We start from the raw sequence: 26,134 nt of genomic DNA on the forward strand, positions 1-26,134 counted from the left end.
CCCCGGGGCCGCGGTCGCGTTCACGCTCACGCGGTCGGCAGGGGTCGGCCGCCCTCTTGCCAGGCCGACCATAGCGCCGCGTAGCGGCCGCCGAGGGCGACCAGGTCGTCGTGGGGGCCCACTTCCACGATGCGGCCCTCGTCCAAGACCACGATCCGGTCGGCCTCGACCGCCTGCGGTAGCCGGTGGGCCACCACCAGGGTGGTGCGGCCCTCGGTGGCGGCCACTGCGGCCCGCTCCAGGTCGCGGGCCCCGGCGCTGCCCGCCTCGGCGCCCGCCTCGTCCAGTACCGCAACGGCGGGGTCGGCCAGGATCAGGCGTGCCAGCGCCAGCTGCTGGCCCTGGTGCGCGGTCAGCCGCAGGCCGCTCTCGCCGACCACGGTCGCCAGGCCGTCGGGCAGCGCGAGCGCCCAGGAGCGCGCGCCGACCGCCTCCAGCGCGCCGAGCACCTCCTCGTCGGTCGCGCCGGGCGCGGCCAGCCGGACGTTGTCGGCGAAGGTCCCCGCGAAGACGTGCGCCTCCTGGCTGATCAGGGCCAGGTGTCGGCGCAGCGCATCGGGGTGCAGCCGCTCCATGGGCACGCCGCCGTGCAGCACCGTGCCCTCGGCGGGGGCGACCAGCCCCGCCACCACCGACGCCAGGGTCGTCTTGCCGGCGCCGCTGCTGCCCACCAGGGCCACCCGCTCACCGGGCTCGATGCGCAGGGTGATGCCGTCGAGCACCGCCGGGCCGTCGTCGTAGCGGTGGCCCACGCCGCGGATCTCGATCCCGGAGTCGGCCGGCCGCGCGTGGTCCTCGGGCACCTCGGGGGCGGGCAGCCGGATCACCCCGGCCATGCGCGCCAGGCTGGTGCCCGCCGACTGCACGTCGTTGAAGGTCAGCATGATCGCCCCCAGCGGGCCGAACAGGCGGTGGAAGTACAGGGCCGCAGCGGTGGTCGCGCCGACGGTCACGGCGTCGGCGCCCACCAGCCAGAACCCCACGGCGACGATCGCCGACAGCCCGACGCACTCCGCCAGGTTCATGCCGCCCGCGAAGCGGGTGAACAGGCGGAACACCCGCACCGTGGTGTCCATGGCGGCCGTTGAGCGCTCGTTGACCAGGGCCAGGCGGCGCTCGTTGAGCCGGTAGGCGTGCACGGTCTCGGCGCCGTGCAGCGACCCCACGAGCGCCTGGGCGCGTTCGCCCATGGCCGCCCGCTCTTGGGCGAACAGCGGGGCCGAACGCGGCAGGTACCAGCGCAGCGATAGCGCATAGACCGGCAGCGAGCACATGCCGGCCAGTCCCAGACGCCAGTCGAGGGCGAACATGCCGCCCATGGTGAGGACCACGGTGATCAGGGATGACACGATGAGCGGGATCTTCTCGCGGACGGCGTCGCCGACCACCTGGACGTCGTCGCCCACCCGGGAGAGCAGGTCGCCGCTGCTGAGCCGGGCCAGGACGGGCGCGGGTAGCCGCAGGGCCCGCTCGACGACGTCCTCGCGCAGCCGGGCCAGGACGGTCTCGCCCGTGCGGGTGATCATGGTGAACGCGAACGCGCTGAGCACGCCGCCGGCGACGGCCGCGCCCGCGATGAGCGCAGACAGGGCCAGTACCCGCCCGGAGGCGGTCCCGCGGGTGACGTCGTCGACCAGGATGCCGAGGACCCACGGGGCGACCAGCCCGCAGGCGTTGGCCGCGACGGACAGGGCCAGCGCCCACAGGCCCGCGGCCCGGGCCCCGCGCAGCCCCGCGAGGGTCACCGCCAGGGTGGTGCGGGCCGAGGCGACCGGCAGCAGCCGGTGGGCGCGGTCGGGTGCGAACGCTGTAGCCGGCGGGTCGGGTGCGGCGGTGGGGGAGGGGGAGCCGGCAGGGGAGGGAGGAGGCGCGTCCTCAGGGGGGCGGGGGGTCTCGACCGTCACGGGGAACCTCCGGGGATGCCCCGGCCTTCGGGCCGGGGAGGAACCGAGTCCCTGCGGAGCAGGGCACGGGCAGGGGTGCGCGAATCGCCCTCAGGGCGATCCGCCGTCTGCTCGCCTTCCAGGGGAGGGGCGGTCAACGCAGCACCGCCTTCCGGTAGCCCGCGTCGGAGGCGGCGAGTTCGGCGTGGGTGCCCTCCAGGGTGACCGCGCCGTTGTCGATGACCAGCACCCGGTGGGCGCGGGCGAGCAGGGCCGGGCTGCTGGTGACCACGATCGTCCCGTAGGCGCCCCCCGCCGCGGGGTCGTGCCGGGCCAGGGCCAGGCCTTCGGCGATGGACTCCTCGGTCATGGCGTCGACCGCGGTCGTGGGCTCGTCGAGGACCAGGACGGGCGGCCGGGCCGCCAGCGCCCGCGCCAGGCCCAGCCGCTGGCGCTGGCCGCCGGAGAGGGTCGTTCCGCGGTCGGTGATGCGGTGGTCGAGGCCGTCGGGGTGGGCGCGGACGACTTCGTCGCCGGCGGAGGCGCGCAGCGCCTCGGCCAGGACGGTGTCGGTGCCGGCGGGGCCGTCGTCGGGGCCCGCGGGCCGCCCGATGAGGACGTTGGAGCGCAGCGTGCCCTCGAACAGGTCGACCTCGTGGGGTTCGACGAGCACCGCGCCGCGCGCGGCGTGCAGGTCGATGCGGTCGAGGGCGACCCCGTCGAGCAGGATCTCGCCGCTGCGCTCCTGCGGGGGCACCCGCCCGGCCAGCAGCGCGACCAGGGCCTGCGTGTCGAGGGGGTCGTAGCCGACGACGCCCAGCAGCTCGCCGGGCTTGAGGGTCATGGCGAACCCGCGCAGCGGCCCGTGGTGCACGTCGCGCAGCTCCACCCGGCCGGCGTCGCCGGCGACGTGGTCGCCCGGGGTGAGCCGGAAGCCGGCGTCGAGGACCGCGGCCAGCCGCCGGGCCGAGGCCCGGCACAGCGCGATGCCCTGCCCGCACAGGCCCAGTTCGCGCACCGGCTCGGTGATGAACTGGGCCAGCCCCACCACGGTGATCAGCTCGCCGATGCTGATCCGGCCCTGGAGCGCCGCCCAGCCGGCGAACGCCGCGACCGCGGCCAGCAGCAGCCCGCCGCCGGCCGTGGTGACGCCGTGGTAGGCGCCGGTGGGGGCGGCCGCGCGCAGGGTGCTGCGCAGGGCGGCGGCGCTGGAGTCGCGGTAGCGCCGCGCCGCGTTGTGCTCGGCGCCGATCCCGCGCAGCGCGGCGATCCCGCGGATCAGGTCGGTGGCCAGCGCGGTGGTCTCGGCGGTGGCGGCCTGCTGGAGTGCGGCGCGGCGGGTCAGCACGGGGCCGATCAGCTGGGCGGCCACGACCAGCAGCGGCACACCGATGAGCACGCCCAGGCCCAGCGCGAGGTCGATGCGCAGCAGCACGAACGCGGAGACGCCCAGCCCCGCCAGCCCGGACACGGACGCGGGGGCGAAGTGCAGCAGCCGGGAGACGCGGTCGGCGTCGGAGGTGGCGATGCTCAGCAGCTCGCCCGAGAGCCTGCCGGTGTCCTGGCGGCGGGGGTCGATCATCTTGCCCGCGGCCTCGACCCGCAGCAGGTGCGCTTCGCGTTGCATGGCGACGACCAGTGAGCGCGCACCATAGCGCCACGACAGTGTGAGCACGGTGAACAGCGCGGCCAGGCCGGCCAGCGACACCGCCAGCGCGCCAGGGGAGCCGGTGGCCACGGCGCGGTCGATGATCAGCCCGATGGCGACGGGCACCAGCGCCTCGGCCACCTGGTGCCCCGACGTCCCCACGACCCCGACGGCCACCCGGCCCCGGTTGCGGCCCAGCGCCCGCCACAGCAGCGGGCCGCCGCGCCCGCGCGGCGGGGAATCAGCGTCATCCGCCATGGCACACCGCTCCGCTTCTGGAACGACGCGGTGTGCCGAGGCGGCGACCGGGCACGGCGACCGACTGCCGATGGATCATGGGACTCCCCGCAAACTGATCGGAACTCAGGTAAGGCTACCCTGATCCGCGTTCGTCTGCGGTTCGTTTTTCCGTGGCCCGCAATGCGGTGCGCCCTGCCCGGAGTGGGGGAGGGGGAGGTGCTCCGCAAAGGCCCAGGCGGGGGTGGGGCCCTCGGCGTCCTGCGCGACGGGCGCGACGAGGAGCCTCATCGCGGTCCGGCCCATGCTTGGCCGAACGGTGGGGGCACGGTCGGCCTCGGTGCGGGCGGCGGAGTGGGCGAGGAGTCGGTGCTCTTGCGAGTCGGGCAGGCGCGCGGTCCGGCCGCTCCGGCCGCTGCCGCGGTCGGCCCGGTCCGCCGGCGCCGGGGTCGGCGCGACCGGAGTGGGGCGGGCGAGGCCGCCCCGCGCCCTGGTGAGGAGGGTGTGCCGCCGGCCCGGTAACCCCGCGCGCCGTGCGCGGCGAGGAGCCTCATCGCGGTCCGGCTCACGTTCGGCCAGCCGGTGGGCGTCAGCGTCGGCCTCGGTCCGGGTGGCGAGGTGGGCGAGGCGCCGGTGTTTCTCCGGTCCGGGCACAAGCGTCCGGTCCGGCCGCTCCAGCACCACTGCGGCCGGCCCGGTCCGTTCGGCGCCGGGGTCCGGGCGGCCAGCGTGGGCCGGACACGCCGAGGCCGCCCCGCGCGCCCCGCGCGCGGCGAGGAGCCTCATCGCGGTCCGGCCCCGTCGCTACCGGGGGTGTGGGCGATCCGGTCGAGGAGGCGGCGCCACATGCCGTGGGCGGCCTCCTCCTCGGTGCGGCTCAGCCCCATCCGGTTGCAGTGCATGTGCAGCAGGCTGCGGACGATCTCGGTGCGGCCGCTCCACAGCTCGCCCGACCGCTCCAGCTCGCCGAGGCGGCCCATGAACCGCTCGGCCGCGGGGCGCCAGATCGCTTCGGCCGCATCGAGGATCGGGGCGCCACCACCGGTGCCCGTGAGGTCGGCCCACAGCGCCCGCTTGGCCGACCGGTAGGCGTCGCCGCCGGCCTCGGTCCGGACGGCGGAGCGGGCCAGGCGCCGGCGCTCCTCCGGATCGGGCAGGAGCGCCCGGCCCAGCCGCTCCAGCCCCACCGCGGCCATGCCGGTCCGGTCGGCGCCCGGCTCTGCGCGCAGCCCGCGCAGCAGCAGCGTGGCGGCCGCGCTGTCCTGGCGGAACCACTCCTCGGCGTCGCCGATGAGGCCCGGGCCGCCATAGCGGTCGACCTCGCGGAGATAGGACGCGAAGGCCGCATCGGTCACCTTGCCCTGCGCGGTGAGGCCGTGGGCCCACTCCGCGACGTCGCCCAGGACCTCCCGGCGCAGCGCGGCGTCCGGCACGCGGAAGCGGACGCGCAGGTGGGGCGCTGAATCGATGTAGCGGATGAAGAACGGCCCGGCCACACCCCGGCGCTCGCGCAGCGCGGCGGTGAGGGCGGCCAGGTCCTCGGTCAGCAGCGCGTCGTGGGCCTCGGGCTCGGCGTAGAGCTTCGCGAACACCCAGTCGCCGCCGACCGGTCCGACCCGCTCGCCGGTGGGCAGCGCCCGGTCACCGGTGGGCAGCACCCGGTCGCGCGGCCGGGACGCCCCGGCGGCGGGGGCACCGGCGGCCGCATCGGCCGGTGCGGCGGCGGGCACGCGGGTGGCCGTGGCGGCGGTGGACACGAACGGCACCACGACCTCGGCGACGTAGGGCTCGCCGGCCGCGTCGCGCAGGAACCCGTCCTCGGGGCCGGGCAGCGCCTCTTCCAGCAGGACGCCGCTGTCGGGCGAGCGCCGCAGCTCCGAGCGCAGCTCCGCCAGCGACGGCGCGGACGCCAGGTCCAGCAGGATGGCGTTGTCGGACTGGACGCAGTACAGCGCCTCCGGCGCCATCCACGTCTCGGCCCAGGCGCGGACGGCCTCGGCGAACCGCAGCGGGTCCTCCGCGGCTCCGGCGGCGAGGTCGGCCTCCCGGAGCCGCCAGCGCGCCCGGCGCAGGACGACGTCGCCCCGCTCGACACGGGGCAGGAAGGGCATGGTGTCGGCGAGGCCGCCCCAGTCGAATGCGGCCACGGGGCGGGTGCGGGCCGCCGATACCTGGAGCAGGAACCGGCAGATGTTCGGCGCCCGCCCGGGGCTCAGCAGCGAGCCCTGGACCACGTTGAGCGGCCGCCCGTGGGTGCGGCTGCGCAGGCGCAGGCGCCCGCCGGCCACCTCCAGCAGGACATCGGAGAGGGCGATGACGCGCTCGCGGGGCCGGCTCGGCGCCACGTTGACGGGCAGCTCCCAGTCGTGCAGGGCCGGGCGGGTGGACACGTTGGCCGCCCTGGCCTCGGCCGGCAGGTAGGTGAGTTCCACGGTGATCGCGTCCGGCTCCGCCCGCTCCTCGGCCGCGGCCAGGTCGCGCAGGGACGCCTGCGTGGCGGGGTCGAGGAGGTCGTGGAAGCGGCCGAACGTGCGGCCGCCCCGGGCCACGCCCGTGCCGGTGACGACGGCGCGCCAGCGGTCGCGGCCGGGGCCCGGGGGCGAGAACTGGAGGCACAGGTCGAGCGTCGGCAGCGACGGCCGCGTATCGTCGCCGCCCGCCGAGGCGGCGGCGAGTTCGGTCAGCCGCGCGTCCTCCAGGTGGACCCCGCGGCTGCGCCGCGCCAGCGCGGTGGACACCAGCCGCCCGAGGACGGCGTCGCGGGCGGCGGCCGACGGTGGCTCGACGGCGCGGACCCGCAGCGGGTAGGACCGCTGGGGCTGGAGGTAGCCGGGCGGCGGGCCGAGGCCGGACTCCTCGGAGAGCACCTCGGCCACGGGCACCCGGGCGCGGTGGCCGTAGCGCTCGGTGAAGGCGTCGGCGTACTCGCTCAGCGCGACGGGGTAGGCGTCGGCCGTCACCCGGGCGAGCGCGGCGACGGCGTCCTGTGCCAGCCGCGCCGTCTCCGGGGGCAGCACGGGCGGCGCCGCGGTGTCCAAGGCGGCGTCGATCTGGAGGACGGGCCCGTCGTATCCGGGGGCGGCCGCCCGCGCGGGGGCCTCGACGCCGGCGCGGACCTCGTCGGGTCCGAGCCGTCCGGCGTTGAAGTCCCCGATGGCGGTGGCCACCGATGCCAGCACCGCCGCGGTCTCGGGGCGGCCGGCCTCCGGGAGCGACGGGGCGTCCCCGCCGGTCAGTATCCCGGGGCGGGCCGCGGTGAGCAGGATGTCCAGGTCGAGCATGTTCCGCAGCAGCGCGTCGACGCGCTCGGCGGCGACATCGGGATAGGCGGCGCGCAGGTGGGCGCGCAGGTCGCTCAGGGTCGCCGGGGTCCGGGCGTGGTCGAGGACCGTGCGGACCGGGCCGGTCAGGCGGATGCTGACCGCGCGGTGTTCCCGGGCCAGCAGTGGTCGCCCGTTGCGGGCGCGGGAGGTGCGGCTCTCCGTTGTTCCGTAGCCGTCGGCGGTGGCCAGCCAGACCCGCCCGCGCGCCTCGTACAGCAGGTCGTTGAGGCGGACGCGCAGGTCGGCGGGGTGTGCGGTGTCCCTGGCCAGGGCCTGGGACAGGTGCATCGCCCAGCCCATGTCGGGGCGGGCGCGCGCGTGCCCGATCGCGGTGGCGGCCAGCCGCACGGGCGCCGCGTCGCCGAAGGCGCCGCCGGCCACCCCGGCGACGAGGTCGAGCGGGGTGGCCCGGACGCTCATCCGGTTGAGGTAGCGGCCCAGGGACATCGCGGCGCGCCGCCGGTCGCGTGCGGAGAGGTCGTCGAGGCGGTCGACGGCGGCGGCGAGGTCGGGGGAGACCGAGCGGATCGCCGCGGCCACCTCCGGCCGTGCCCACAGTTTGAGGAGTCCTTCGGTGTAGCCGTCGGCCCAGTGGCCGGCGTCCCCGGCCTCCGGTTGCCGGGCGGGCAGTGAGCGCAGGAGTTCCAGCAGTGGGCGGGTGGGCAGTGCGGGTGCGCGGAGGAGGAAGATGCCGTGCGGCTGGTAGGCGGCTTGGTCGCGGTTCATGGGGCGGCCATCTCGTTCGGGGTCAGGAACAGCACGTCGTCCCAGCGGGCCGCGGGCGTCCCCGGCTCGCCGAGCAGGGCGAGCAGGACGCCCGCGGCGCCTTCGAGGAGGCCGGGAGTGTGGGCGAGGCTGCCGGGCCGCGGTTGGTCGGCGAACACGTAGGGGTGCTCGCGCGACGCCTGGGCGTACACCTCGGCCAGCGCGGAGTCGGCCATCCGGCGCAGGGTGGGCAGGCCGGTGGCGGTGTGGGCGCGGCGGTAGCAGGCCAGCAGGCCGGCGCGGCCGTGGCAGAGGGTGGGCGCGAACGCCTGCTGCTCGGCCTCGGGGGTGCGGTCCACGCGCTCGAGCGCGGCCACCGCGAGGTCGCGCGGCGCGGTGTCGCCGGTGACCGCGGCGGCCGAGAGCAGGGCGGCCGCCACGCCCGGGGCCCCGTAGCACCACGCGGTGCGGGCGGGGGGCATGGGGGCGCCGCTGTCGGGCAGGCGGGTGCCGGGCCGGGCCTGGAGCGCGCCCGGCCAGGAGGGGCCGTCGGCGTCGTCGATCCGGTGCTCGGCCAGCCAGGCGGAGAGGGCGCGGATGCGCGCGACGACCGCGGACCCGCCGATGCCGCGCGACGCGGCCGCGCACAGCGCGGCCAGCACCCCCGGCAGCCCGTGCGCGAAGCCCAGGTTGTACATGCCGTGCGGGAACCGGTCCCGGTACCAGGGGGCGGCCGCGGGGTGGAGGGCGGGCGGCGAGTACCAGTGCGGCACGGCGTCGGCGCCGGTCGCGGTGTAGTCCAGCAGCCTGCCGACCAGGGTGTGGGCGAGGGTGTCGCGACCGCCGGCGACCTCTCCGGCTTTGAGGACGGCGGCGAGTGCGCCGGCCGCTCCGCTGATCGCGTCGTAGTCGCGGGACGCCGCCCCGCCGCCATCGGGCGGCGGCAGCGCGCTGACCTGCTCTTCCAGCCGGGCGAGGAGCCGGTCCAGCGCGGGGAGGTAGCGCGGTTCGGACCGGGCGAACTCGGCCAGCACCCAGGCGAAGCCCGCGGTGCCGTCGTAGAGCCCGGGAGACGTCAGCGGGGTGCGGGCGGTGGCGTCGACCGCGCGGCGCAGGAGGGCCCGCGCGGCGCCGCGGTGGCCGTCGTCGTCGAACGTCTCACCGGCGTAGAGCAGGGCGAGCGCGATGCCGAGGTCGCCGCCGCCCAGGAAGGGGGCGGCCGGGCCCTCTCCGGCCGCTCCGGCCAGCCGGTCGGCCGTCTCGCGGGCGACCTTGTCCACGTCGCCCCTGGTCACGTCGTAAGGGCCGTCCCCGGCCATGAGCCTCCCGTCGTCCACGCGGACGGTCCGCCCGGCGGACGCGCCACGGTTCGCGGGGCGCCCGCCGGACGGCCGTGCCGCCTCATCCGGCGGAGGCCCCGATCACGCCGGCCGCCCGCGTGTGGCGACCGTTCCGGGGCCCGCCGCCTCATCGGCCTGCGGTGGGGATGGTGTTAAAACATGCAGGACGGGACGGACTGGCACGGCAGGGTGTAGCACGGGCAGGAGTTGTCGGTGCACGCCTCGATGTCCACCGAGGGCGGCGTGTAGGAGACGCGGACGTCCAGGTCGAATTCGTCGTTCATGTGACCTCCTGAAGCCGAGGGAGCGGGATCGGATCCTGCCGGCCGCGATCGGCCGTTCCATTCCTTCGCGCGGGGAACGGCCGAAAAGTGACACCGATTCGGGGCAGCGTCGCCGCCACTTTCCCGTATTCGTAGGAATACGGGAAACGAGCCGGTGAGAATCTAACTCCGCCGGACGGGAGGGTCAAGGGTGGATCATGCCGCCGATCCGCGCTGTGCGGTGGATGTGCAGGTCGGACGATGGCTCATGAACGTGAGGGCGCCCCGTTCCCGCATATGTCATTCGTGGGACCTTTAACGTGAATTCTCGCCTCAATTCTTCACTGACGGCGAAACCGAGGGGCGCGATATCGTTGCCGATTCGATTTCTCCATCGCGGTGGTCGGTTTCCGTGCACCGGCTACCGTGGGTGAGCGAATTCCTTCTCGTGCGCGCGTGAAAATTCCATTCGCCTCCAGTGGTCCGCCAATTGCGCTGCCCGGGCCCGGCGGGTCAGAACGTGTGCCAGGTGTCCGGAGCCGCCGTGCAGGGCCCGCCCCCGTGATAGGCCAGGCGGGCGTTCTCCAGGTCCAGGGCGATGGTCAGCAGGGTCTGCCAGCGCTCGTGGAAGGGCTTGGCCGGGTCGGGGTGGCAGCAGATCCCGCTGCCGTCGGCCTCGTGGTCCAGGAGCGCCCCTGCCCGCTCCAGCGGGTCCTGCGCACCGAGGGCGGCGGCGCGGTCGCCCAAGGCGGCGAGCCGGGGGTGGGTGGAGGAGTCGTCCAGGATCGGCTGCTGGCCCTCGGCCAGGACCGGGTCGAGGAAGTGGTTGGTGTGCAGGAGCACCCCGTCATCGTCCGGGTGGAGCTCGGCGACGCCCTGCGGGCACAGCTCCAGGCAGCGCGCCTCCCCGCGCCCTCCGCCGGCGGCCGCGACGGTGATCACCGAGGACGCCGAGACGCGCGCCGAGCGCGCGATCTCGGCGGCCTCCGCCACGCTCGCGGCGTCGTCCAGGATGCGGCGCGCGACGACGTGCACGGGAACCCCGATCCCCGCATGGTCGGAGGTGTGGCGCAGGATGTTGAAGTGCACCCCCACCCCCGCGCTGTTCACCCCGATCTTGCCCAGCACCCCGAACTCGGTGAAGCAGCGCACCGTGTGCCCGGGGCGCGGCTCCACGGCCCACACCACCAGGTCCGCGCCCAGCGCGTCGTGCCAGTCCCAGGTCTGCGTGGTGCGCGGCGCCCCGCCTCCGGCGGGCAGGACCACCGCCGTCGAGCACTCGCCGCGGCCGCGGTGCCCGGCCGCCGCCAGGATCTCGGTGCGCGCGTTGAGCGCCGCGGCCTGCCAGGGCTCGATCCCCGCCCCGGCGGCGATGCCGGTGATCTCCTCCGCCAGCGCCGGCGCCCAGGCCGCGGTCTGGTCGAGGGCGGCCTCCGACCACGGCCGCACCCGGTCCGCGGGCGCGCCGACGGCGGCGAACAGGCGCAGGTAGCCCTCCAGGTTCGCGCCGATCTCGGCGCGCCAGGCCGCCCCGAACGCGCGGGCGCGCTCAGCGGGTCCGGCCGCGGGGGAGACGAAGGTGTGCACGGTCATGGAGATTCCTCCGGGGTCTCGGTGCGCCGCCGGAACGCCGGCGGCGGCTCGGGGGCGGGGCCGGGGCGGTGGGGCCGACGCGGTCAGGTGCCGGGCGGGTCGTCGTAGCGGGGGTCGGCGCGGGTCATCAGGTCGGCCAGTGGGGGGGCCGCCCGGATGTCATCGGCGAATCCCGGGACGGGGCGGGCGAATAGTCCTAACATAAAGTGAAGGATCGATTGCACACGGGAATCGCCCGTGGTCCGTCCGCACGGGCGCGTCCCCGCAACGACCGGCGTTATCGGCAGCGACCCATCGGGAGCCCACTGCGTGACAACCACCGGATCCACCGCGCGCCCCTACCCCTTCAGCCCCCCGGACCGCCTCAACCTCGACCCCGCCTACGCCGAGGTGCGCGACGGCCCCCTGGTCCGCGTGCGGCTCGCCTACGGCGACGACGCGTGGCTGGTCACCCGCTACCAGGACGTCAAGACCGTGCTGTCCGACCTGCGCTTCAGCCGAGCCGCCGCGGTCCGGAGCGACGAACCCCGCGCCCGCCCGCTGCGGATGCGCCCCGATGTCATCCTCTCCATGGACCCGCCCGACCACACCCGGCTGCGCCGGCTGGTGGCCAAGGCGTTCACCGCCCGGCGGGTCGCGGCGCTGCATCCGCGCACCGAGGGCATCGCCGACCGTCTCGTCGGCGAGATGCTCGCCGCCGGCGCCCCCGCCGACCTGGTCGAGCGCTTCTCCGTGCCCCTGGTGATCGCCGTCATCTGCGAGCTGCTGGGTGTCCCCTTCGAGGACCGCTCGCGGTTCCGCGTCTGGTGTGAAGCCATCGTCGCCACCACTGCCTACACCCCCGGCGAAGTCCAGGAGCACACCGACGCACTGCGCGCGTATGTGGCCGAGCTGATCGAACTCCGCCGCGCCGAGCCCGCCGATGACCTCATCACCGGGTTCGTCGAGGCCCGCGACGACCACGACCGCCTGAGCGAGGCCGAGATGGTGTCGCTGGCGATGACCCTGCTGATCACCGGCCAGGGGGCCACGGTCTCGCAGATCCCCAACTTCGTCTACGCCCTGCTGATCCGCGAGGGGGCATGGGCGCGCCTCGTGGCCGACCCTGACCTGATCCCCGCGGCGGTCGAGGAGCTGACCCGCCACGTCCCCCTCGGCGAGGCGTCGGACATGGCCCGCTACGCGCTGGAGGACGTCGAGCTCTCCGGCGGCACCGTCCGCGCGGGCGAGGCGGTGATCCCCTTCATCTCCGTGGCCAACCGCGACCCGGCCGTGTTCGACGATCCGGAGGAGGTGGTCTTGGACCGCGAGTACAACCCGCACCTCGGGTTCAGCCACGGCGTCCACCACTGCCTGGGCGCGCAGCTGGCCCGCCAAGAGCTCCGGGTCGCCCTGCGCGTTCTGACCCGGCGCTGCCCCCGGCTCCGCTTCGCCGTCCCCGAACCCGAATTGCCGTGGAAGACTGGATCACTGGCACGAGGGCTGACCGCCCTGCCGGTCAGCTGGTGAGACGAGGAGCGGAACATGAGCTGGAACGTCCGGGTCGACGAGGACATGTGCATCGCGTCGGGCATGTGCGTGGGGGTGGCCCCGGGCCACTTCGCGTTCGACGATGACACCGGTCTGTCCAAGGTGGTCTCCGACGGCGTCGAATCCGGCGACGACACGGTGATCGCCGCGGCGGAGTCCTGCCCGGTCGAGGCCATCCTGGTCCGCGACCGCGACGGAGCGCTCCTCGCCCCGAAGGGCTGAACGCCTCACCCCCGCCGCGGGTCCCGCGGCGGGCGGATCTCGCCCGACCCGCGGGGGATCAGGCGGGTCGGGATCAGGCACTCCCGTGGCGGCAGGGCGTCGCCGCCCTCGATGCGCTCGAACAGCAGCCGGGCCGCCGTGGCGCCGATCCGCCGCACGTCCTGGGCGACCACGGTGACGGCGGGGTCGAGCAGGTCGGCCAGCGGGAAGTCGTCGAAGCCGGCCACGGCCACGCGGTGGCGCAGGCCGAGGTCGCGCAGCGCCGTGACCGCGCCGATGGTCACGAGGTTCTGGCTGGTGAACAGGGCGGTGGGCGGCTCCTCCAGGGCCAGGAGTTCTGTGACCGCGGCCGCCGCGGTGGCGGTGTCGTTGAGGTCGTGCCGGACGGTCCGGGGGTCGATCCGCAGCCCGCGCCGGGCCATCTCCTGCTCGTAGCCGCGGAAGCGCTGTGCCGCGGTGACGATGGTGGCGTAGTCGCCGAGGTAGGCGATCCGCTCGTGCCCGTGGTCGGCCAGCTGGCCCACGGCGCGGGCGGCGCCCTCGGTGTTGGTGCTGAGCACGCTGTCGGCGACCAGCCCGCGCGGCGGGCGGTCGACGAACACCAGGGGGGTGCCCACGCGGACCTCGCTGTGCAGGTAGGACTGGTCGGCGGTCGCGGGCACGATCACGAGCCCGTCGGCGCGGCGCAGGGTGAAGGCGCGGGCGAGCTCGACCTCGCGCCGCGGGTCCTCGGCGACGCTCCCGGCGAACACGAGCGTGTCGTGGGCGCGGGCGACGTCCTCGACGGCGCGGTTGAGGGTGGCCGAGAACGGGTTGGACAGGTCCTCCAGCAGCAGCGCGATCTGGCCGGTGCGGTGGCCGGCGCGGCGCAGGTTGCTGGCCGCCAGGTTGGGCTGGAAGTCCAGCTGCTCGATCGCCTTTTGCACCTTGTCGCGCAGCGGGGGAGCGACGCTGGGCACGCCGTTGATCACCCGGGAGACCGTTTTGATGCTCACCCCGGCGAGCGCGGCGACGTCGCGCATCGTCGAGCGGCGCAATGGGCGCTGGTCCGAGGCCGCCGTGTCGGCGTCACCGTGCACCGGATGTCCCTCTTTTCCGTCGGGGTGCGGCGCCCTTCACGATGGGCGGCCGAGTCAACGTTGTCAAGGCCTCTCGTGTAGCGGCGGATCTCGCCCTTCCGGTCTCGGTCAGGGGCTATTGACACCCCGTCAAGGCGGGGTCACACTGCACGGACAACGTTGTCTTTCGTGACTCAGGACACAACACCGTTGTCTGTGAGGAGATCCCCATGCCCTCCACCCCCCATCCGGTGCGCGGCTCCCTCCTACCGCTCACCGGGGCCGCACTCACCCTCGTCCTCGCCCTCACCGCCTGCGGCGGGGGATCCGCCGACGACGGCGAGGCGCTGGTCGGACTCGTCACCAAGACCGATACCAACCCCTTCTTCGTGAAGATGCGCGAGGGCGCCCAGGCCGCCGCCGAGGAGCACGGCATCTCGCTTCAGACCTACGCCGGCCAGCACGACGGCGACAACGAGGGCCAGGTCCAGGCCGTGGAGAACCTGATCGCGGCGGGAGCCGAGGGCCTGCTGATCACCCCCAACGACTCCGAGGCGATCGTCCCCATCCTCGACCGCGCCCGCGACAGCGGGATGCTCGTCATCGCCCTCGACACGCCCACCGACCCCGCCGACGCCGTCGACGCCACCTTCGCCACCGACAACTTCCTCGCCGGCGAGCTCATCGGGCAGTGGGCCAGTGCCCGCTTCGAGGCCGAGGGCGAGGAGGCGCGCATCGCGATGCTCGACCTCAACCCCAACCCCACCGAGGTCGACATCGACCGCGACCAGGGCTTCCTCAGCGGCTTCGGCATCGACATCGCCGACGAGGGGATCATCGGCGACGAGGACGACCCCCGCGTCTCCGGCCACGAGATCACCGAGGGCGCCGAGGAGGGCGGGCGCCAGGCCATGGAGAACCTCCTCCAGCGCGACCCGGAGATCAACCTCGCCTACACCGCCAACGAGCCCGCTGCGGCCGGCGCCTACGAGGCGATCGAGGCGGCCGGGCGCCAGGACGACATCACCGTCGTCTCCGTCGACGGCGGCTGCCCCGGCGTGGACAACGTCGGATCAGGGGTCATCGACGCCACATCCATGCAGTTCCCGCTGGTCATGGCCGAGGACGGGGTGGCGGCTGTGGCCGAGTACGCCCAGAGCGGGCAGCTGCCGCAGAACACCGAAGGCAAGGACTTCGTGGACACCGGAGTCCGGCTGATCACCGACGAACCGGTCGACGGCGTGGAATCCGAGGACAGCGCGTGGGGTCAGGAGAACTGCTGGGGCTGACCCCCGACCGCACCCCTGCGCCCCGGACCCCGCACCCCGGACCCCTGGCCGTGTGACCCGTGCCCCCGTGCCGTCGAGCAACGTTTGCGAGTGCACCCGTGAGCAATTCCGACACATCCGCCCTGCGGCCCCCGGCCGCCTCCCCGCCGCCCGCCGGCCCCGGCCCGCAGCCGCCGGCCCTGTCGCTGCCCGGGCGCATCCAGCGGCTCCTGCACACCCACGCGATCCTGGGCCCCGCCGCGGTGCTGGTCATCGCCGTCGTCGCGTTCTCCCTGGTCGCCGACAACTTCCTGCTGCCCGGCAACATCTCCCTCATCCTGCAACAGACCGCCGTGGTCGGGACGCTGGCCGTCGGGCAGACCCTGATCATCCTCACCGCGGGGATCGACCTGTCCGTGGGCGCCGTGATGGTGCTCTGCTCGATGGTGATGGCCCGCGCCTCCGCCGAGGCGGGCCTGCCCGGCCCCGTGGCGCTCCTGGCCGGCTTCGCCTGCGGTACGGCGTGCGGCCTGCTCAACGGCGCCCTGGTCACCCGGCTCAACCTGCCCCCGTTCATCGTCACGCTCGGCGCGATGAACATCTACTTCGCGCTGAACCTGTGGATCTCGCGGAGCGAGACCGTGCTCGGCACCGACATGTCCCCGCTGCTGATGTGGACCGGCGAGGTGTTCCGCATCGGGCAGACCAGCGTCACCTACGGGTCGGTGCTGATGCTGGCCCTGGTGACGGTGCTCGCCTACACGCTGAAGATGACCGCGTGGGGCCGCCACGTCTACGCCACCGGCGACGACGCCGAAGCCGCCCGGCTGTCGGGGATCCGCACCAAGCGGGTGCTGCTGGGCGTCTACACCCTGGCCGGCCTGATCTACGCGGTCGGGGCGTGGGTGCTCATCGGCCGGGTCGGATCGGCCAGCCCGCAGGCGGGGCTCACCGAGAACCTCGACAGCATCACCGCCGTGGTGCTCGGCGGCACCAGCCTCTTCGGCGGGCGCGGGCTGGTCGTGGGCACGCTGGTGGGAGCGCTCATCGTCGGCATCTGCCGCAACGGGCTCTCGCTGGCGGGGGTGGAGGTGCTGTGGCAGAACTTCGCGGTCGGGGTGCTCGTCATCATCGCGGTCGCGCTCGACCAGTGGATCCGGAGGGCGAAGGCGTGAACGACACCACCACCGTGACCCCGTTGCTCCAGGCGAGCGGCCTGGTCAAGCGCTACGGCAGCGTCACCGCCCTCGGCGGCGCCGACCTCGACCTCTACCCCGGGGAGATCCTCGCCGTCATCGGCGACAACGGCGCGGGCAAGTCCAGCCTGATCAAGTGCCTGTCGGGTGCGGTCGTGCCCGACGCGGGGGAGATCCGCATCGACGGCCACCCGGTCCGGCTCGACACCCCGCTGGCGGCGCGCGCCGCCGGGATCGAGACCGTGCACCAGAGCCTGGCCGTCGCCCCCTCCCTGGACATCGCCGCCAACATCTTCCTCGGCCGCGAGCTGCGCCGCCCCGGTGTGCTGGGGCGGGTGCTGCGGTCGCTGGACCACCGGCGGATGCGCGAGGAGGCGCGGCGGCACCTGGACTCCCTCGGCGTCATGACCATCCAGAACCCGGGCCAGGCGGTCGAGACGCTGTCGGGCGGCCAGCGCCAGGCGGTGGCCGTGGCGCGCGCGGCGGCGTTCGGCAGCCGGGTGGTGATCATGGACGAGCCCACGGCCGCGCTGGGCGTGCGCGAGTCGCGGGCGGTGCTCGACCTCATCCTGCGGGTGCGCGAGCGCGGGCTGCCGGTCATCGTGATCAGCCACAACATGCCGCACGTGTTCGAGATCGCCGACCGCATCCACATCCAGCGGCTCGGCCGCCGCGTGGCGTGCGTGCGGCCGGATCAGTACAGCATGACCGACGTGGTGGCGGTCATGACCGGCGCCATGACGGTCGACGATCCGCCGGCCGTGCCCGGCCCGCCGGCCGCGTCGGCCGGCGGGTAGGCACGTCGCACGGGCGCGGTGTCACCACCAGCCGGGCACCACGAACACCGTCCACGCCAGCAGCGGGGCCACCAGGATCATGCTCATGCCCCACGTCATGAGGGTGCGGAACACCCGGGCCCGCTGCTCCTCGGGCGCGTTGGCCACCACCAGCGCGCCGGAGGTGGAGAACGGCGAGGAGTCGACCACCGACGACGAGATCGCCAGCGCGGTGATCATCCCGATGACCCCGACCTCCCCGGCCAGCAGGAACGGCACCGCCAGCGGGATCAGCGCGCCGAGGATGCCGGTGGTGGAGGCGAACGCCGAGACCGCCGCCCCGATCAGGCAGATCACGAAGGCCGCCAGGAGCGGGACACCGATGGAGGCCACGCCGTCGCCCAGGTACTCCACCGTCCCGATGCGCTCCATCAGGCTGACGTAGGTGACGATCCCGCAGACCAGCAGCACGGTCGGCCAGGCGATCTTGTCGATCGCGCCCTTGGCCGAGCCGGGGGCCACCAGGGTCAGCACGACCGCGACGCTGATGGCCATGAGGCCCACGTCGAGCTCGAAGGCCAGCGCGCCCACGGCCAGCGCGAGGATGCCGATCACGGTCAGCGCGCGCTCCAGGGTCAGCGGCACGGGCGCCTCGGCGCCGCCGCCCGGTGCGGGCGCGGCGGAATCGGCGCTCCGCGGGCGCGGCACGGGGGTCGTGCGGACCCCGGTGCCCGTGGCGCCGGCGGAGGCCGGCACGGTGGCGGACCCTCCGGGGGCGTCCGGCGCCGCCGGCCGGGCGGTCCCCCCGGACGGGCCCGGGCGCCCGGCCCCGTCGCGGCCCGCGTCCGCGGGTTCGGCCTCGGTGCCGTCCTCCGCGGTCGCGGTGGGGGTGCCTGCGGTCTCGGCGCGGCGGCCGATGAGCTTGCGGCCGCCGAACATGAAGAAGACCGCGATGCTCAGGACCACGTTGAACACGAACGAGGCGGCGAAGAGCGTCAGGGGCGAGCCGCCGAGGTCGTTGCGGGCCACGACCCCGTTGGTGATGCCGCCGAAGATGCTGATGGGCGAGAAGCCGCCGGCGCTGGCGCCGTTGATGATCAGCAGCCCCATCAGGACCGGGTTGATCCGGTAGCGGACGGCGAAGCCCATGCCCATCGGGGCGATGATCGCGACGGCGGCGGGTACGACCGCCCCGACGGCGGTGAGGGCCGCGGTGATCAGGAACATCACCCAGGGGATCAGGGCGATCCGGCCGGCCACGGCGCGCACCGCCTGCTGGACGAGCCAGTCGACGGTGCCGTTGCCCTTGGCCAGGGCGAACAGGTAGGTGACCCCGGCGAGGATGACGAAGAGGTCGCCGGGGAACCCGCCGAAGATGTCGTCGGGTGTCTCGCCGACCAGGGCCGTGCCCACGATGAAGGCGGCGACCAGGGCGAGGGCGCCCATATGGGCGGAGGTGAAGGTGGCGATGAGGAAGACGAGGACGAGGACGAGGATGGACACCAGCTCAACGGACATGGAGCCCCCTGGGACGCACGCGCGGCGGCGGGCGGTCGGGTGGTGAGCGCGCTGGTCATCCGGCGGTCGGGGACGGCGTTGTCCGGGACGGGGGTGCCGGCGCCCAGCGCTGTGGCTGATTCCGTATCGCAGAAGTCGACTTCTGGCAGGCAGAACACGGGCAGTATGTTCTTCCTCTCATTGTCCCGTCAACCCTCCTTGTCCGCTTGACATGGCGCGATGGATGGCTTTCGACGGGTCAGGGGGTTGTCGGGGGTGCTCGGATGAGCCTAAAATTCACTTCGCGAAATAAGTCTTCCGCAAAGTGGATTATCTCTACTGATTGCGAGATCGCCCCACCATGACCACCGCCTCGACCGGCCGCCACTTCCTCCAGATCCCCGGCCCCACCAACGTCCCCGACGCGGTGCTGCGCGCCATGGCCGCGCCGACCATCGACCACCGCGGCCCGGCGTTCTCCGACCTGCTCGCCGAACTCCTCCACGACATCAAGCCGGTCTTCGGCACCGCCGGCCCCGTCGTGATCTACCCCGCCTCGGGGACGGGCGCCTGGGAGGCTGCCCTGGTCAACACGCTCAGCCCCGGCGACCGGGTGCTCTGCTTCGAAACCGGCCACTTCGCCACCCTGTGGCAGGAGATGGCGACCCGGCTGGGCCTGGTCGTGGAGCTCGTCCCCGGCGACTGGCGCCACGGGGCCTCGCCCGAAGCCGCCGCCGAACGCCTCGCCGCCGACACCGAGCACCGCATCAAGGCCGTCTGCGTCGTGCACAACGAGACCTCCACCGGTGTCACCAGCCGCATCGCCGACATCCGCCGCGCGATCGACGCGACCGGCCACCCCGCCCTCTACCTCGTCGACACGATCTCCTCGCTCGGCTCCATCGACTACCGCCACGACGAGTGGGGCGTCGACGTCACCGTCTCCGGCTCGCAGAAGGGCCTGATGCTCCCGCCGGGCCTGAGCTTCAACGCCATCAGCGACAAGGCGCTGGCCGCCGCCGAGACCGCGCGCCTGCCCCGCTCCTACTGGGACTGGGCGCCCATCCTGCGCACCAACGCCACGGGCTTCACCCCCTACACCCCGGCCACCAACATGCTCTACGGGCTGCGCGAGGCGCTGCGCATCCTCTACGCCGAAGGGCTGGAGAACGTGTTCGCCCGCCACGCCCGCCACGCCGAGGCCACCCGCGCCGCGGTCCGCGGCTGGGGGCTGGAGGTCCTGTGCAAGGACGAGCGCGAGTACTCCGGCGTCCTGACCGCCGTCGTCGTCCCCGACGGCCACGACGCCGACCGCATCCGCGCCCTGATCCTCGACCGCTACGACATGTCCCTGGGCTCCGGGCTGGGCCGGCTGGCCGGCCGGGTGTTCCGCATCGGCCACCTCGGCCACACCAACGACCTCACCCTGGCCGGCACGCTCGCCGGCGTGCAGATGGGGCTGCGCGCGGCCGGCCTCGACGTCGGCACCGAGGGGATCAACGCCGCACTCGACCTCCTGGGCCAGCCGGCCGCGCCCGCCTGAGCGGCGCGCGGCCACGCGTGTGGCGAGACGACAGCCCACCCCTCGACCCGCGAAGGACGCCCTGTGACCACCACCGGCACCGAACCCGCCGCCCCCGCGGCCGCGCGCACCGAGATCGAGCGCCGCCTGAGCGCCACCCTCGACGGCGACGTGCGCTTCGACGACTACACCCGGCACCTGTTCTCGCGCGACGCCAGCATGTACACCATCACCCCGCTCGGCGTGGTCTTCCCCCGCCACGCCGGCGACGTCGCCGCGACCATGGCCGTGGCCCGCGAGTTCGGCGTCCCGGTGACCCCGCGCGGCGCCGGGACCAGCCTGGCCGGCCAGACGGTCGGCGCCGGGATCGTGGTCGACATGTCCCGGCACATGCACGCCATCCTCGAACTCGACCCCGATGCACGCACCGCCCGCGTCCAGCCCGGGGTCGTGCAGGACGAGCTCAACCGCGCCGCCGCCCCCCACGGCCTGATGTTCGGCCCCGACACCTCCACCAGCAACCGCGCCACCATCGGCGGCATGATCGGCAACAACTCCGCCGGCAGCGGGTCACTGCGCCACGGCATGACGATCGACCACGTGCGCGAACTCCAGGTCGTGCTCTCCGACGCCGCCACCGCCCACCTGGTCCCGCTCACCGAGGCGCAGCTGCACGAGCGCGCCGCCCGGCCCGGCCGCGAAGGCGAGGTCCACCGCGCCCTGCCCGCCATCCTCGCCGCCCACCGCGAGGCGATCGCCACCCGCTTCCCCGACTTCTGGCGGCGCGCCTGCGGCTACCGCCTCGACCGGCTCGCCGCCGACGGCCCCTTCGACCTCGCCAAGTTCGTCGTCGGCGCCGAAGGCACGCTCGTCCTGGCCACCGAGGCGGTCGTGGACCTGGTGCCCAAGCCCCGGCACACCGTCATCGCCGTCGGCCACTTCCACACCACCCCCGAGGCCATCGCCGGCACCCAGGACGCCCTGTCCTGCGACCCCGCGGCCGTCGAGCTGATGGACCGCACCATCCTCGACCTGTCGCGGCGCCGCATCGAGTACGCCGGCCTGGGCCGGATCCTCCAGGGCGACCCCGGCGCGCTGCTGTTCGTCTCCTTCTCCGGCGACGACCAGGCCGACCTGCGCGACCGGATGCAGCGCCTCACCCGGCTCTGGGCGGCCAACGGCCACGGCTACCACACCCTCCAGGCCGTCACCCCCGAGCAGCAGTCCGCCCTGCTCAAGGTCCGCAAGTCCAGCCTGGGCCTGCTCATGGCCGCCGGATCGGGCACCCGCCGCCCCCTCGCCTTCGTCGAGGACACCGCGGTCGACCCCGCCCACCTCGTCGAGTACACCACCCGCTTCAAGGAGATCCTCGACGACCACGGCATGGAGGCCGGCTTCTACGGGCACTGCTCGGTCGGCTGCCTGCACATCCGCCCCTTCGTCGACCTCGCCGCCCCCGGCGAGGCCGAGAAGATGCGCGCCGTCGCCGAGCAGGTCAAGGACCTGGTCACCGAGTTCGGCGGGGTCAACTCCAGCGAGCACGGCGACGGCCTGGCCCGCAGCGAGTTCAACCGGGAGATCTTCGGCGACGACCTGTATGCGGCCATGCAGGAGGTCAAACGGGCCTTCGACCCCGACGGCCTGCTCAACCCCGGCAAGATCGTCGACGCCCCGCCCATGACCGACAACCTGCGCGACGCCGCCCTGCCCGAGCCCGGCCCCCTGCGCACCAAGCTCTCCTTCGAGGTCGTGGGCGGCATGCGCGGCGCGGCCGACCGGTGCATGAACATCGGGCTGTGCCGCAAGAGCGGCAGCGGCGCGATGTGCCCCTCCTACATCGCCACGCGCGACGAGGAGCACGCCACCCGCGGACGCGCCAACGCCCTGGTCAAGGCGCTGTCCGAACCCGACCCGCGCGCCGCCCTGGGCGACGAGCGGCTGCACGAGGTGCTGGACCTGTGCCTGATGTGCAAGGCGTGCAAGAGCGAATGCCCCCTCGGCGTCGACATGGCCAAGCTCAAGAGCGAGGCCCAGGCCCACTACCACGACGCCCACGGCGTCCCGCTGCGCACCCGCGTCTTCGGCGCCGTGCGGACCCTCTACCGGCTCGGCTCGGCCACCGCGCCGCTCAGCAACCTGTCCGGCCGCATCCCCGGTGCGCGGTGGCTCGTGGAGAAGACGGTGGGCATCACGGCACGGCGCCCCCTGCCCACCTTCGCCCGCACCCACCTCGTCCGCTGGTTCACCCGGCGCCGCACCGCCACCGCCCCCCGGCCGGCCCCGCTGGGGCAGCTCACCTTCCTCGCCGACTCCTTCACCACCTACACCGAGCCCGCGATCGGCCGCGCCGCCATCGAACTCCTCGAACGCGCCGGATGGGACGTCCGCCTGGAGTCGCGCGGGTGCTGCGGGCGCTCCAGCCTGTCCAAGGGCCTCGTCGACGACGCCAAGGCCAAGGCCGGCGCCCTCGTGTCCCTGCTGTCGGAGGGCACCGAGCCGGGCACGCCCATCGTGGGCTGCGAACCGTCCTGCATCCTCACCCTCAAGGACGAGGCGGCCTCGATGCTGCCCGGCGACGCGCGCGTGGCCGACCTGTCGGGCCGGGTGCGCCAGGTCGAGGAGCTGATCACCGAGGCCGTCGACACCGGGCGGCTGCGGCTGCGCCCCGACGCCTGGCCGGCCGGCCGGCGCATCCTCTTCCACGGCCACTGCCACCAGAAGGCCGAGGTGGGGACCGGGGCCACGGTGGACATGCTGCGCCGCATCCCCGGCGCCGAGGTGGTCGAGCTGGACGCCGGGTGCTGCGGCATGGCCGGGTCGTTCGGGTTCGAGGCCGAGCACTATGCGACCTCGATGGCGGTGGGCGCCGACCGGCTCTTCCCCGCCATCGACGCCGAGCCCGAGGCGACCGTGATCGCCGCGACCGGCGTGTCCTGCCGCCAGCAGATCGGCCATGGCACCGCCCGCGAGGCCCGCCACCCCGTCCTGCTCATCCGCGACTGCCTGGAGGAGGGCCCGGCGACCGCGTGAAGCCCGGGCGCGGCTCCCCACGGGGGCGGGAGCCGCGCCCCGCGCCTCATCCGCCGGTGCCCTGCGGTGACGACGCATCCCCCGACCGATCCCGATCCCGCATTGACAGCCCGGCGTTCGAGTGGCTGTAATAGGGGCGTGCAGCGTGGCGCCGCTGAAGAGGACGGCGGGTCGGCCGAGCGAGCACCTTATATCCGAGGGACGATGCCATGATGAGTCGCGCCTGATCTGACCGCGCCCGTGCGCCGTCCCTCGTCTTTTGTGGTGCCTCCGGCACCACCGTGTGCCATGTGACACGAGCACGCCCCTAACCCCTTTCCGTGAGGGCCACTCCGGCCTGCGCCGCTGTGGTCCACGTGCTCGATCCGTGTCCCTTCCCTGGGCGAGGGCCCGCGTATGCGGCTGCCGTGTGCCGTCCGAGGCACCGCCATCCACCGCCGCGACCCCGCGGACCCCTTCACGCTTGGAGAGTTATTTCCGCATGCCCGATTCCTTCAACGAGTTCCAGCAGTCCGTCATCGAGGAGTTCCGCGCCAACGGCGGCAAGGTCGGGGGCCCCTTCGACGGGGCCGACCTCCTGCTGCTGACCACCACCGGGGCCAAGTCCGGCTCCGAGCACACCACGCCCCTCGGCTTCGTCCGCGAGGGCGGCCGGCTCCTGGTCGTCGGCTCGGCCGGCGGCTCCGACCGCCACCCCGCCTGGTACCACAACCTGCTCGCCCACCCCATGGTCCGGGTGGAGATCGGCACCGAGACGTTCGGCGCCGTCGCCGTCCCCGCACAGGGCGAGGAGCGCGACCGGCTGTTCGCGCACGTGGTGCGCGAGGCGCCCGGGTACGCCGGCTACCAGGAGCAGACCACCCGGGTCATCCCGGTCGTGGTGCTGGATCGCTCCCAGCCCGACGAGGCCCTGGGCGCGGCCGCCGACATGGGCGACATGCTCGTGCGGGTCCACACCTGGCTCCGCGGCCAGCTGGACCGCGTCCGGGTCGAGGCCGACGCCTACTTCCTGGCGCGCGCGGCCCACCAGGGGCCGGGCGATCCGCCGCCGCCCGGGCTGGGGCTCCAGCTCCGCCAGCACTGCCTGGCGTTCTGCGAGTCCCTGGAGTTCCACCACACCGGTGAGGACACGCACCTGTTTCCCGGGCTGGAGGAGCACCACCCCCACCTGCGCGACACCGTGGCACGGCTGCGCGAGGAGCACCGCACCGTCGAGCGCATCCAGCGCGAGCTGGTGGAGCTGCTCGGCGCCATCGATACGGCCGATCCGCAGCGCTTCCGCGCCGAGCTGGAACTGATGTCGGCGGAGCTGCGCGCCCACCTCGACTACGAGGAGGAGTCGCTCATCCCGGTTCTGGCCGGGATCCCGATGCCGTCGCAGCCCCCGGCACCCGCCGCGGCCGACGGCCCCGACGCCTGACCCCCGCCGGGTGAGGCCCGCCCGGGGGTGACGTGCGCCACCCCCGGGCGCGCGGGAACGGCCGTCCCGCGCGCCTCCGATGGTCTTTCCCCGCCAATTCATCCTTAGATGTCATGACATCTGCGAATGAAATTCGCAGATGCATGGACCGGCCGACTAATTCCGCGTATCGGTGCCCGAAGCGGCGGCCAGGTGTGCGCAATCCGCCTGAACGATCACAAAGACCTGGAATTCCATGTGCTCTGGGCCGCCCCTTCCGCCGGAGTTGGCCGACTTTCAACATTGGTGATTTCATGGTTTTCTCGTGGTGCGTCGTTTGCCTCGGGTACCCCGGGGGTACGAGGCTTTCGGTGCAGATAGAGCGCTGTTGTCTCCTTTTATGTGTAGGGCCTTCAATGTGGCGATAGGTGTCGCCCGGCGACCGGGTATTCCCGTTCCCGGCACCGCGTCGCCGACATTGCGGCACCGTGACGGAAATCGGTGTTACGTGTTCGATCCGCGCAGCCCTCGGTTTTCGCTCTCCCCCTATCAGGCGGCCGTCCTGGCGGTGGGGGAGCGGCCGGAATTGGGGCACCCTTCCTTGGCAGCCGGCGAGTACATCGCCATTTCCGGAGGGCTCGACCCCGCGCTCTTCGCCGACGCCTTCCGGCAGGCGGCGGCCGACATCGACGCCCTCCGCCTCCGCTTCACAGCGGACGACGGCGTCGTCCGGCAGTACCTCGACCCCGGGCCCGCCCCCGCACCCCGCCACCTCGACCTCAGCGGCGAGCCCGGACCCTGGGCCGCGGCCACCGCATGGCTGGAACGGGAGGCCGCACGCCCCGTGGCCCCCGCCGACGGCGAAGGGCTCTACCGCCACGCCCTCATCACTCTCGGCCCCCGGCGCCACCTGTGGGCCCACTACGCCCACCCCCTCCTGCTCGACCTGCCCGGCCTGGCGCTTCTGCGCACCCGCGTCGCCGAGGCCTACACCGCCCTGGAGGAGGGCCGCCCGATCCCGCCGAGCGGATTCGCCCCCATCGGCGAGATCGTGCGGGCCGAAGAGGAGGTCAGGCACGGTGCGCAGTTCGCCGCCGACCGCGCCCACTGGCTGGACCGGTACGCCGCCGCGCCGCCCTGCGCCCGGCCCCGCACACCCGGCCGCGCACTGATCCGCCACCACCGCACGCTGCCGGTGGGCATGCGCACCGCACTGCGCCGCTGCGCCACCGAACTCGGCGTCGACCCGGCCGCCCCGATCCTGGCCGCCGCCGCCCTCTACACGCTGCGGCTCGGCGCCGAGGGCGGCGCAGCGGTCGGCCTCATCGCGCCCGCCCACGATAGGTCACCGGCGCACCGCACCCCCGCTGCGCTCGCCGCGCTGCTGCCCGTGCCCGTCGAGATCGACCCCGGCGCCCGGCTCGCCGATCTCGTCGCCACCGTCGCCGCCGAGCACGCCGCCGCCACCCGCCACGGCCGCTACGGGGCCGCCGATCTGGACCGCGACCTCCGCCGGCGCGGCACCGGGCCGCTCGCGCACCCCCTCATCACCGTCGCCACCGACGAACACCACGTCCGCTTCGGCCGCAACCACGGCACCGTCCACGTCCTCAGCCCCGGAACCGCCGGAGAGCTGGCGGGCGG

Annotated in this window: 17 protein-coding genes; 9 read left to right on the top strand and 8 right to left on the bottom strand. The window is 74.2% G+C overall.

Annotated elements, in window-relative coordinates; translation table 11 throughout:
• Nucleotides 1–26: 26 nt before the first annotated feature.
• The 6 genes from ACFOVU_RS15465 to ACFOVU_RS15490 form a co-directional block, all read right to left on the bottom strand.
• Nucleotides 27–1,904: an ABC transporter ATP-binding protein gene (locus ACFOVU_RS15465; RefSeq protein ID WP_378534208.1), complete on the bottom strand. Its 1,878-nt coding sequence runs from the start codon at nt 1,902–1,904 to the stop codon at nt 27–29.
• A 133-nt stretch (nt 1,905–2,037) separates the two neighbouring features.
• On the bottom strand, nt 2,038–3,789 hold the full coding sequence (locus ACFOVU_RS15470) for an ABC transporter ATP-binding protein (RefSeq protein WP_378534210.1): 1,752 nt from the start codon (nt 3,787–3,789) through the stop codon (nt 2,038–2,040).
• Between the two features lie 761 nt (nt 3,790–4,550).
• Nucleotides 4,551–7,817 carry a lantibiotic dehydratase gene (locus tag ACFOVU_RS15475; RefSeq protein ID WP_378534212.1) on the bottom strand — a complete coding sequence of 1,089 codons (3,267 nt, stop codon included), beginning with the start codon at nt 7,815–7,817 and terminating at the stop codon, nt 4,551–4,553.
• Nucleotides 7,814–9,133 carry a lanthionine synthetase C family protein gene (locus ACFOVU_RS15480; protein WP_378534214.1) on the bottom strand — a complete coding sequence of 440 codons (1,320 nt, stop codon included), beginning with the start codon at nt 9,131–9,133 and terminating at the stop codon, nt 7,814–7,816. Before ACFOVU_RS15480 ends, ACFOVU_RS15475 begins: the two co-directional genes overlap by 4 nt.
• Nucleotides 9,134–9,288: 155 nt before the next feature.
• Nucleotides 9,289–9,420: a hypothetical protein gene (locus ACFOVU_RS15485; protein WP_378534216.1), complete on the bottom strand. Its 132-nt coding sequence runs from the start codon at nt 9,418–9,420 to the stop codon at nt 9,289–9,291.
• Between the two features lie 492 nt (nt 9,421–9,912).
• Complete coding sequence (locus tag ACFOVU_RS15490; protein WP_378534218.1) at nt 9,913–10,992, bottom strand: C45 family autoproteolytic acyltransferase/hydolase; 1,080 nt, start codon at nt 10,990–10,992, stop codon at nt 9,913–9,915.
• Between the two features lie 309 nt (nt 10,993–11,301).
• Between ACFOVU_RS15490 and ACFOVU_RS15495 the strand changes: the two genes are divergently transcribed.
• Nucleotides 11,302–12,501, top strand: coding sequence for a cytochrome P450 (locus ACFOVU_RS15495; protein ID WP_378534220.1), 1,200 nt, complete (start codon nt 11,302–11,304; stop codon nt 12,499–12,501).
• Nucleotides 12,502–12,516: 15 nt separating this feature from the next.
• Entirely contained in the window at nt 12,517–12,744 is a 228-nt protein-coding gene (locus ACFOVU_RS15500; protein ID WP_378534222.1) for a ferredoxin, read from the top strand.
• Between the two features lie 5 nt (nt 12,745–12,749).
• On the opposite strand, the gene ACFOVU_RS15505 is transcribed toward ACFOVU_RS15500, so the two are convergent.
• The gene (locus tag ACFOVU_RS15505) at nt 12,750–13,766 is read right to left on the bottom strand and encodes a LacI family DNA-binding transcriptional regulator (protein WP_378534887.1); all 1,017 of its coding nucleotides are present in this window, start codon (nt 13,764–13,766) and stop codon (nt 12,750–12,752) included.
• Between the two features lie 266 nt (nt 13,767–14,032).
• On the opposite strand from ACFOVU_RS15505, the gene ACFOVU_RS15510 reads away from it, so the two are divergent.
• From ACFOVU_RS15510 to ACFOVU_RS15520, 3 genes are all read left to right on the top strand, one after another.
• Nucleotides 14,033–15,091 carry a sugar ABC transporter substrate-binding protein gene (locus tag ACFOVU_RS15510; protein ID WP_378534224.1) on the top strand — a complete coding sequence of 353 codons (1,059 nt, stop codon included), beginning with the start codon at nt 14,033–14,035 and terminating at the stop codon, nt 15,089–15,091.
• Nucleotides 15,092–15,189: 98 nt separating this feature from the next.
• Nucleotides 15,190–16,245 carry an ABC transporter permease gene (locus ACFOVU_RS15515; RefSeq protein ID WP_378534226.1) on the top strand — a complete coding sequence of 352 codons (1,056 nt, stop codon included), beginning with the start codon at nt 15,190–15,192 and terminating at the stop codon, nt 16,243–16,245.
• Nucleotides 16,242–17,063, top strand: a complete 822-nt coding sequence (locus tag ACFOVU_RS15520) for an ATP-binding cassette domain-containing protein (RefSeq protein ID WP_378534228.1) — start codon at nt 16,242–16,244, stop codon at nt 17,061–17,063. The genes ACFOVU_RS15515 and ACFOVU_RS15520 overlap by 4 nt, the downstream gene beginning before the upstream one ends.
• A gap of 21 nt (nt 17,064–17,084) precedes the next feature.
• Here ACFOVU_RS15520 and ACFOVU_RS15525 read toward each other — a convergent pair whose 3' ends face one another.
• The gene (locus ACFOVU_RS15525) at nt 17,085–18,560 is read right to left on the bottom strand and encodes an SLC13 family permease (protein WP_378534230.1); all 1,476 of its coding nucleotides are present in this window, start codon (nt 18,558–18,560) and stop codon (nt 17,085–17,087) included.
• 340 nt (nt 18,561–18,900) lie between these two features.
• On the opposite strand from ACFOVU_RS15525, the gene ACFOVU_RS15530 reads away from it, so the two are divergent.
• From ACFOVU_RS15530 to ACFOVU_RS15545, 4 genes are all read left to right on the top strand, one after another.
• Complete coding sequence (locus ACFOVU_RS15530) at nt 18,901–20,082, top strand: pyridoxal-phosphate-dependent aminotransferase family protein (protein WP_378534231.1); 1,182 nt, start codon at nt 18,901–18,903, stop codon at nt 20,080–20,082.
• Nucleotides 20,083–20,145: 63 nt separating this feature from the next.
• Nucleotides 20,146–23,091 (top strand): FAD-binding and (Fe-S)-binding domain-containing protein, encoded by a 2,946-nt coding sequence (locus ACFOVU_RS15535; protein ID WP_378534233.1) that lies wholly within the window; start codon nt 20,146–20,148, stop codon nt 23,089–23,091.
• 481 nt (nt 23,092–23,572) lie between these two features.
• Complete coding sequence (locus ACFOVU_RS15540) at nt 23,573–24,511, top strand: nitroreductase/quinone reductase family protein (protein WP_378534235.1); 939 nt, start codon at nt 23,573–23,575, stop codon at nt 24,509–24,511.
• Between the two features lie 580 nt (nt 24,512–25,091).
• A partial coding sequence (locus tag ACFOVU_RS15545; RefSeq protein ID WP_378534237.1) for a condensation domain-containing protein occupies nt 25,092–26,134 on the top strand: 1,043 nt, incomplete at its 3' end.

The organism is Nocardiopsis sediminis, from assembly GCF_042650565.1.
GTDB classification, from domain to species: Bacteria; Actinomycetota; Actinomycetes; order Streptosporangiales; family Streptosporangiaceae; genus Nocardiopsis_B; species Nocardiopsis_B sediminis.

Bases quoted from the DNA above. Each gene is read 5' to 3' on its own strand.
- ACFOVU_RS15470 (WP_378534210.1), bottom strand. From the start codon at position 3,789: ATGGCGGATGACGCTGATTCCCCGCCGCGCGGGCGCGGCGGCCCGCTG.
- ACFOVU_RS15475 (WP_378534212.1), bottom strand. From the start codon at position 7,817: ATGAACCGCGACCAAGCCGCCTACCAGCCGCACGGCATCTTCCTCCTC.
- ACFOVU_RS15485 (WP_378534216.1), bottom strand. From the start codon at position 9,420: ATGAACGACGAATTCGACCTGGACGTCCGCGTCTCCTACACGCCGCCC.
- ACFOVU_RS15490 (WP_378534218.1), bottom strand. From the start codon at position 10,992: ATGACCGTGCACACCTTCGTCTCCCCCGCGGCCGGACCCGCTGAGCGC.
- ACFOVU_RS15500 (WP_378534222.1), top strand. From the start codon at position 12,517: ATGAGCTGGAACGTCCGGGTCGACGAGGACATGTGCATCGCGTCGGGC.
- ACFOVU_RS15505 (WP_378534887.1), bottom strand. From the start codon at position 13,766: ATGCGCGACGTCGCCGCGCTCGCCGGGGTGAGCATCAAAACGGTCTCC.
- ACFOVU_RS15510 (WP_378534224.1), top strand. From the start codon at position 14,033: ATGCCCTCCACCCCCCATCCGGTGCGCGGCTCCCTCCTACCGCTCACC.
- ACFOVU_RS15525 (WP_378534230.1), bottom strand. From the start codon at position 18,560: ATGTCCGTTGAGCTGGTGTCCATCCTCGTCCTCGTCCTCGTCTTCCTC.
- ACFOVU_RS15530 (WP_378534231.1), top strand. From the start codon at position 18,901: ATGACCACCGCCTCGACCGGCCGCCACTTCCTCCAGATCCCCGGCCCC.
- ACFOVU_RS15540 (WP_378534235.1), top strand. From the start codon at position 23,573: ATGCCCGATTCCTTCAACGAGTTCCAGCAGTCCGTCATCGAGGAGTTC.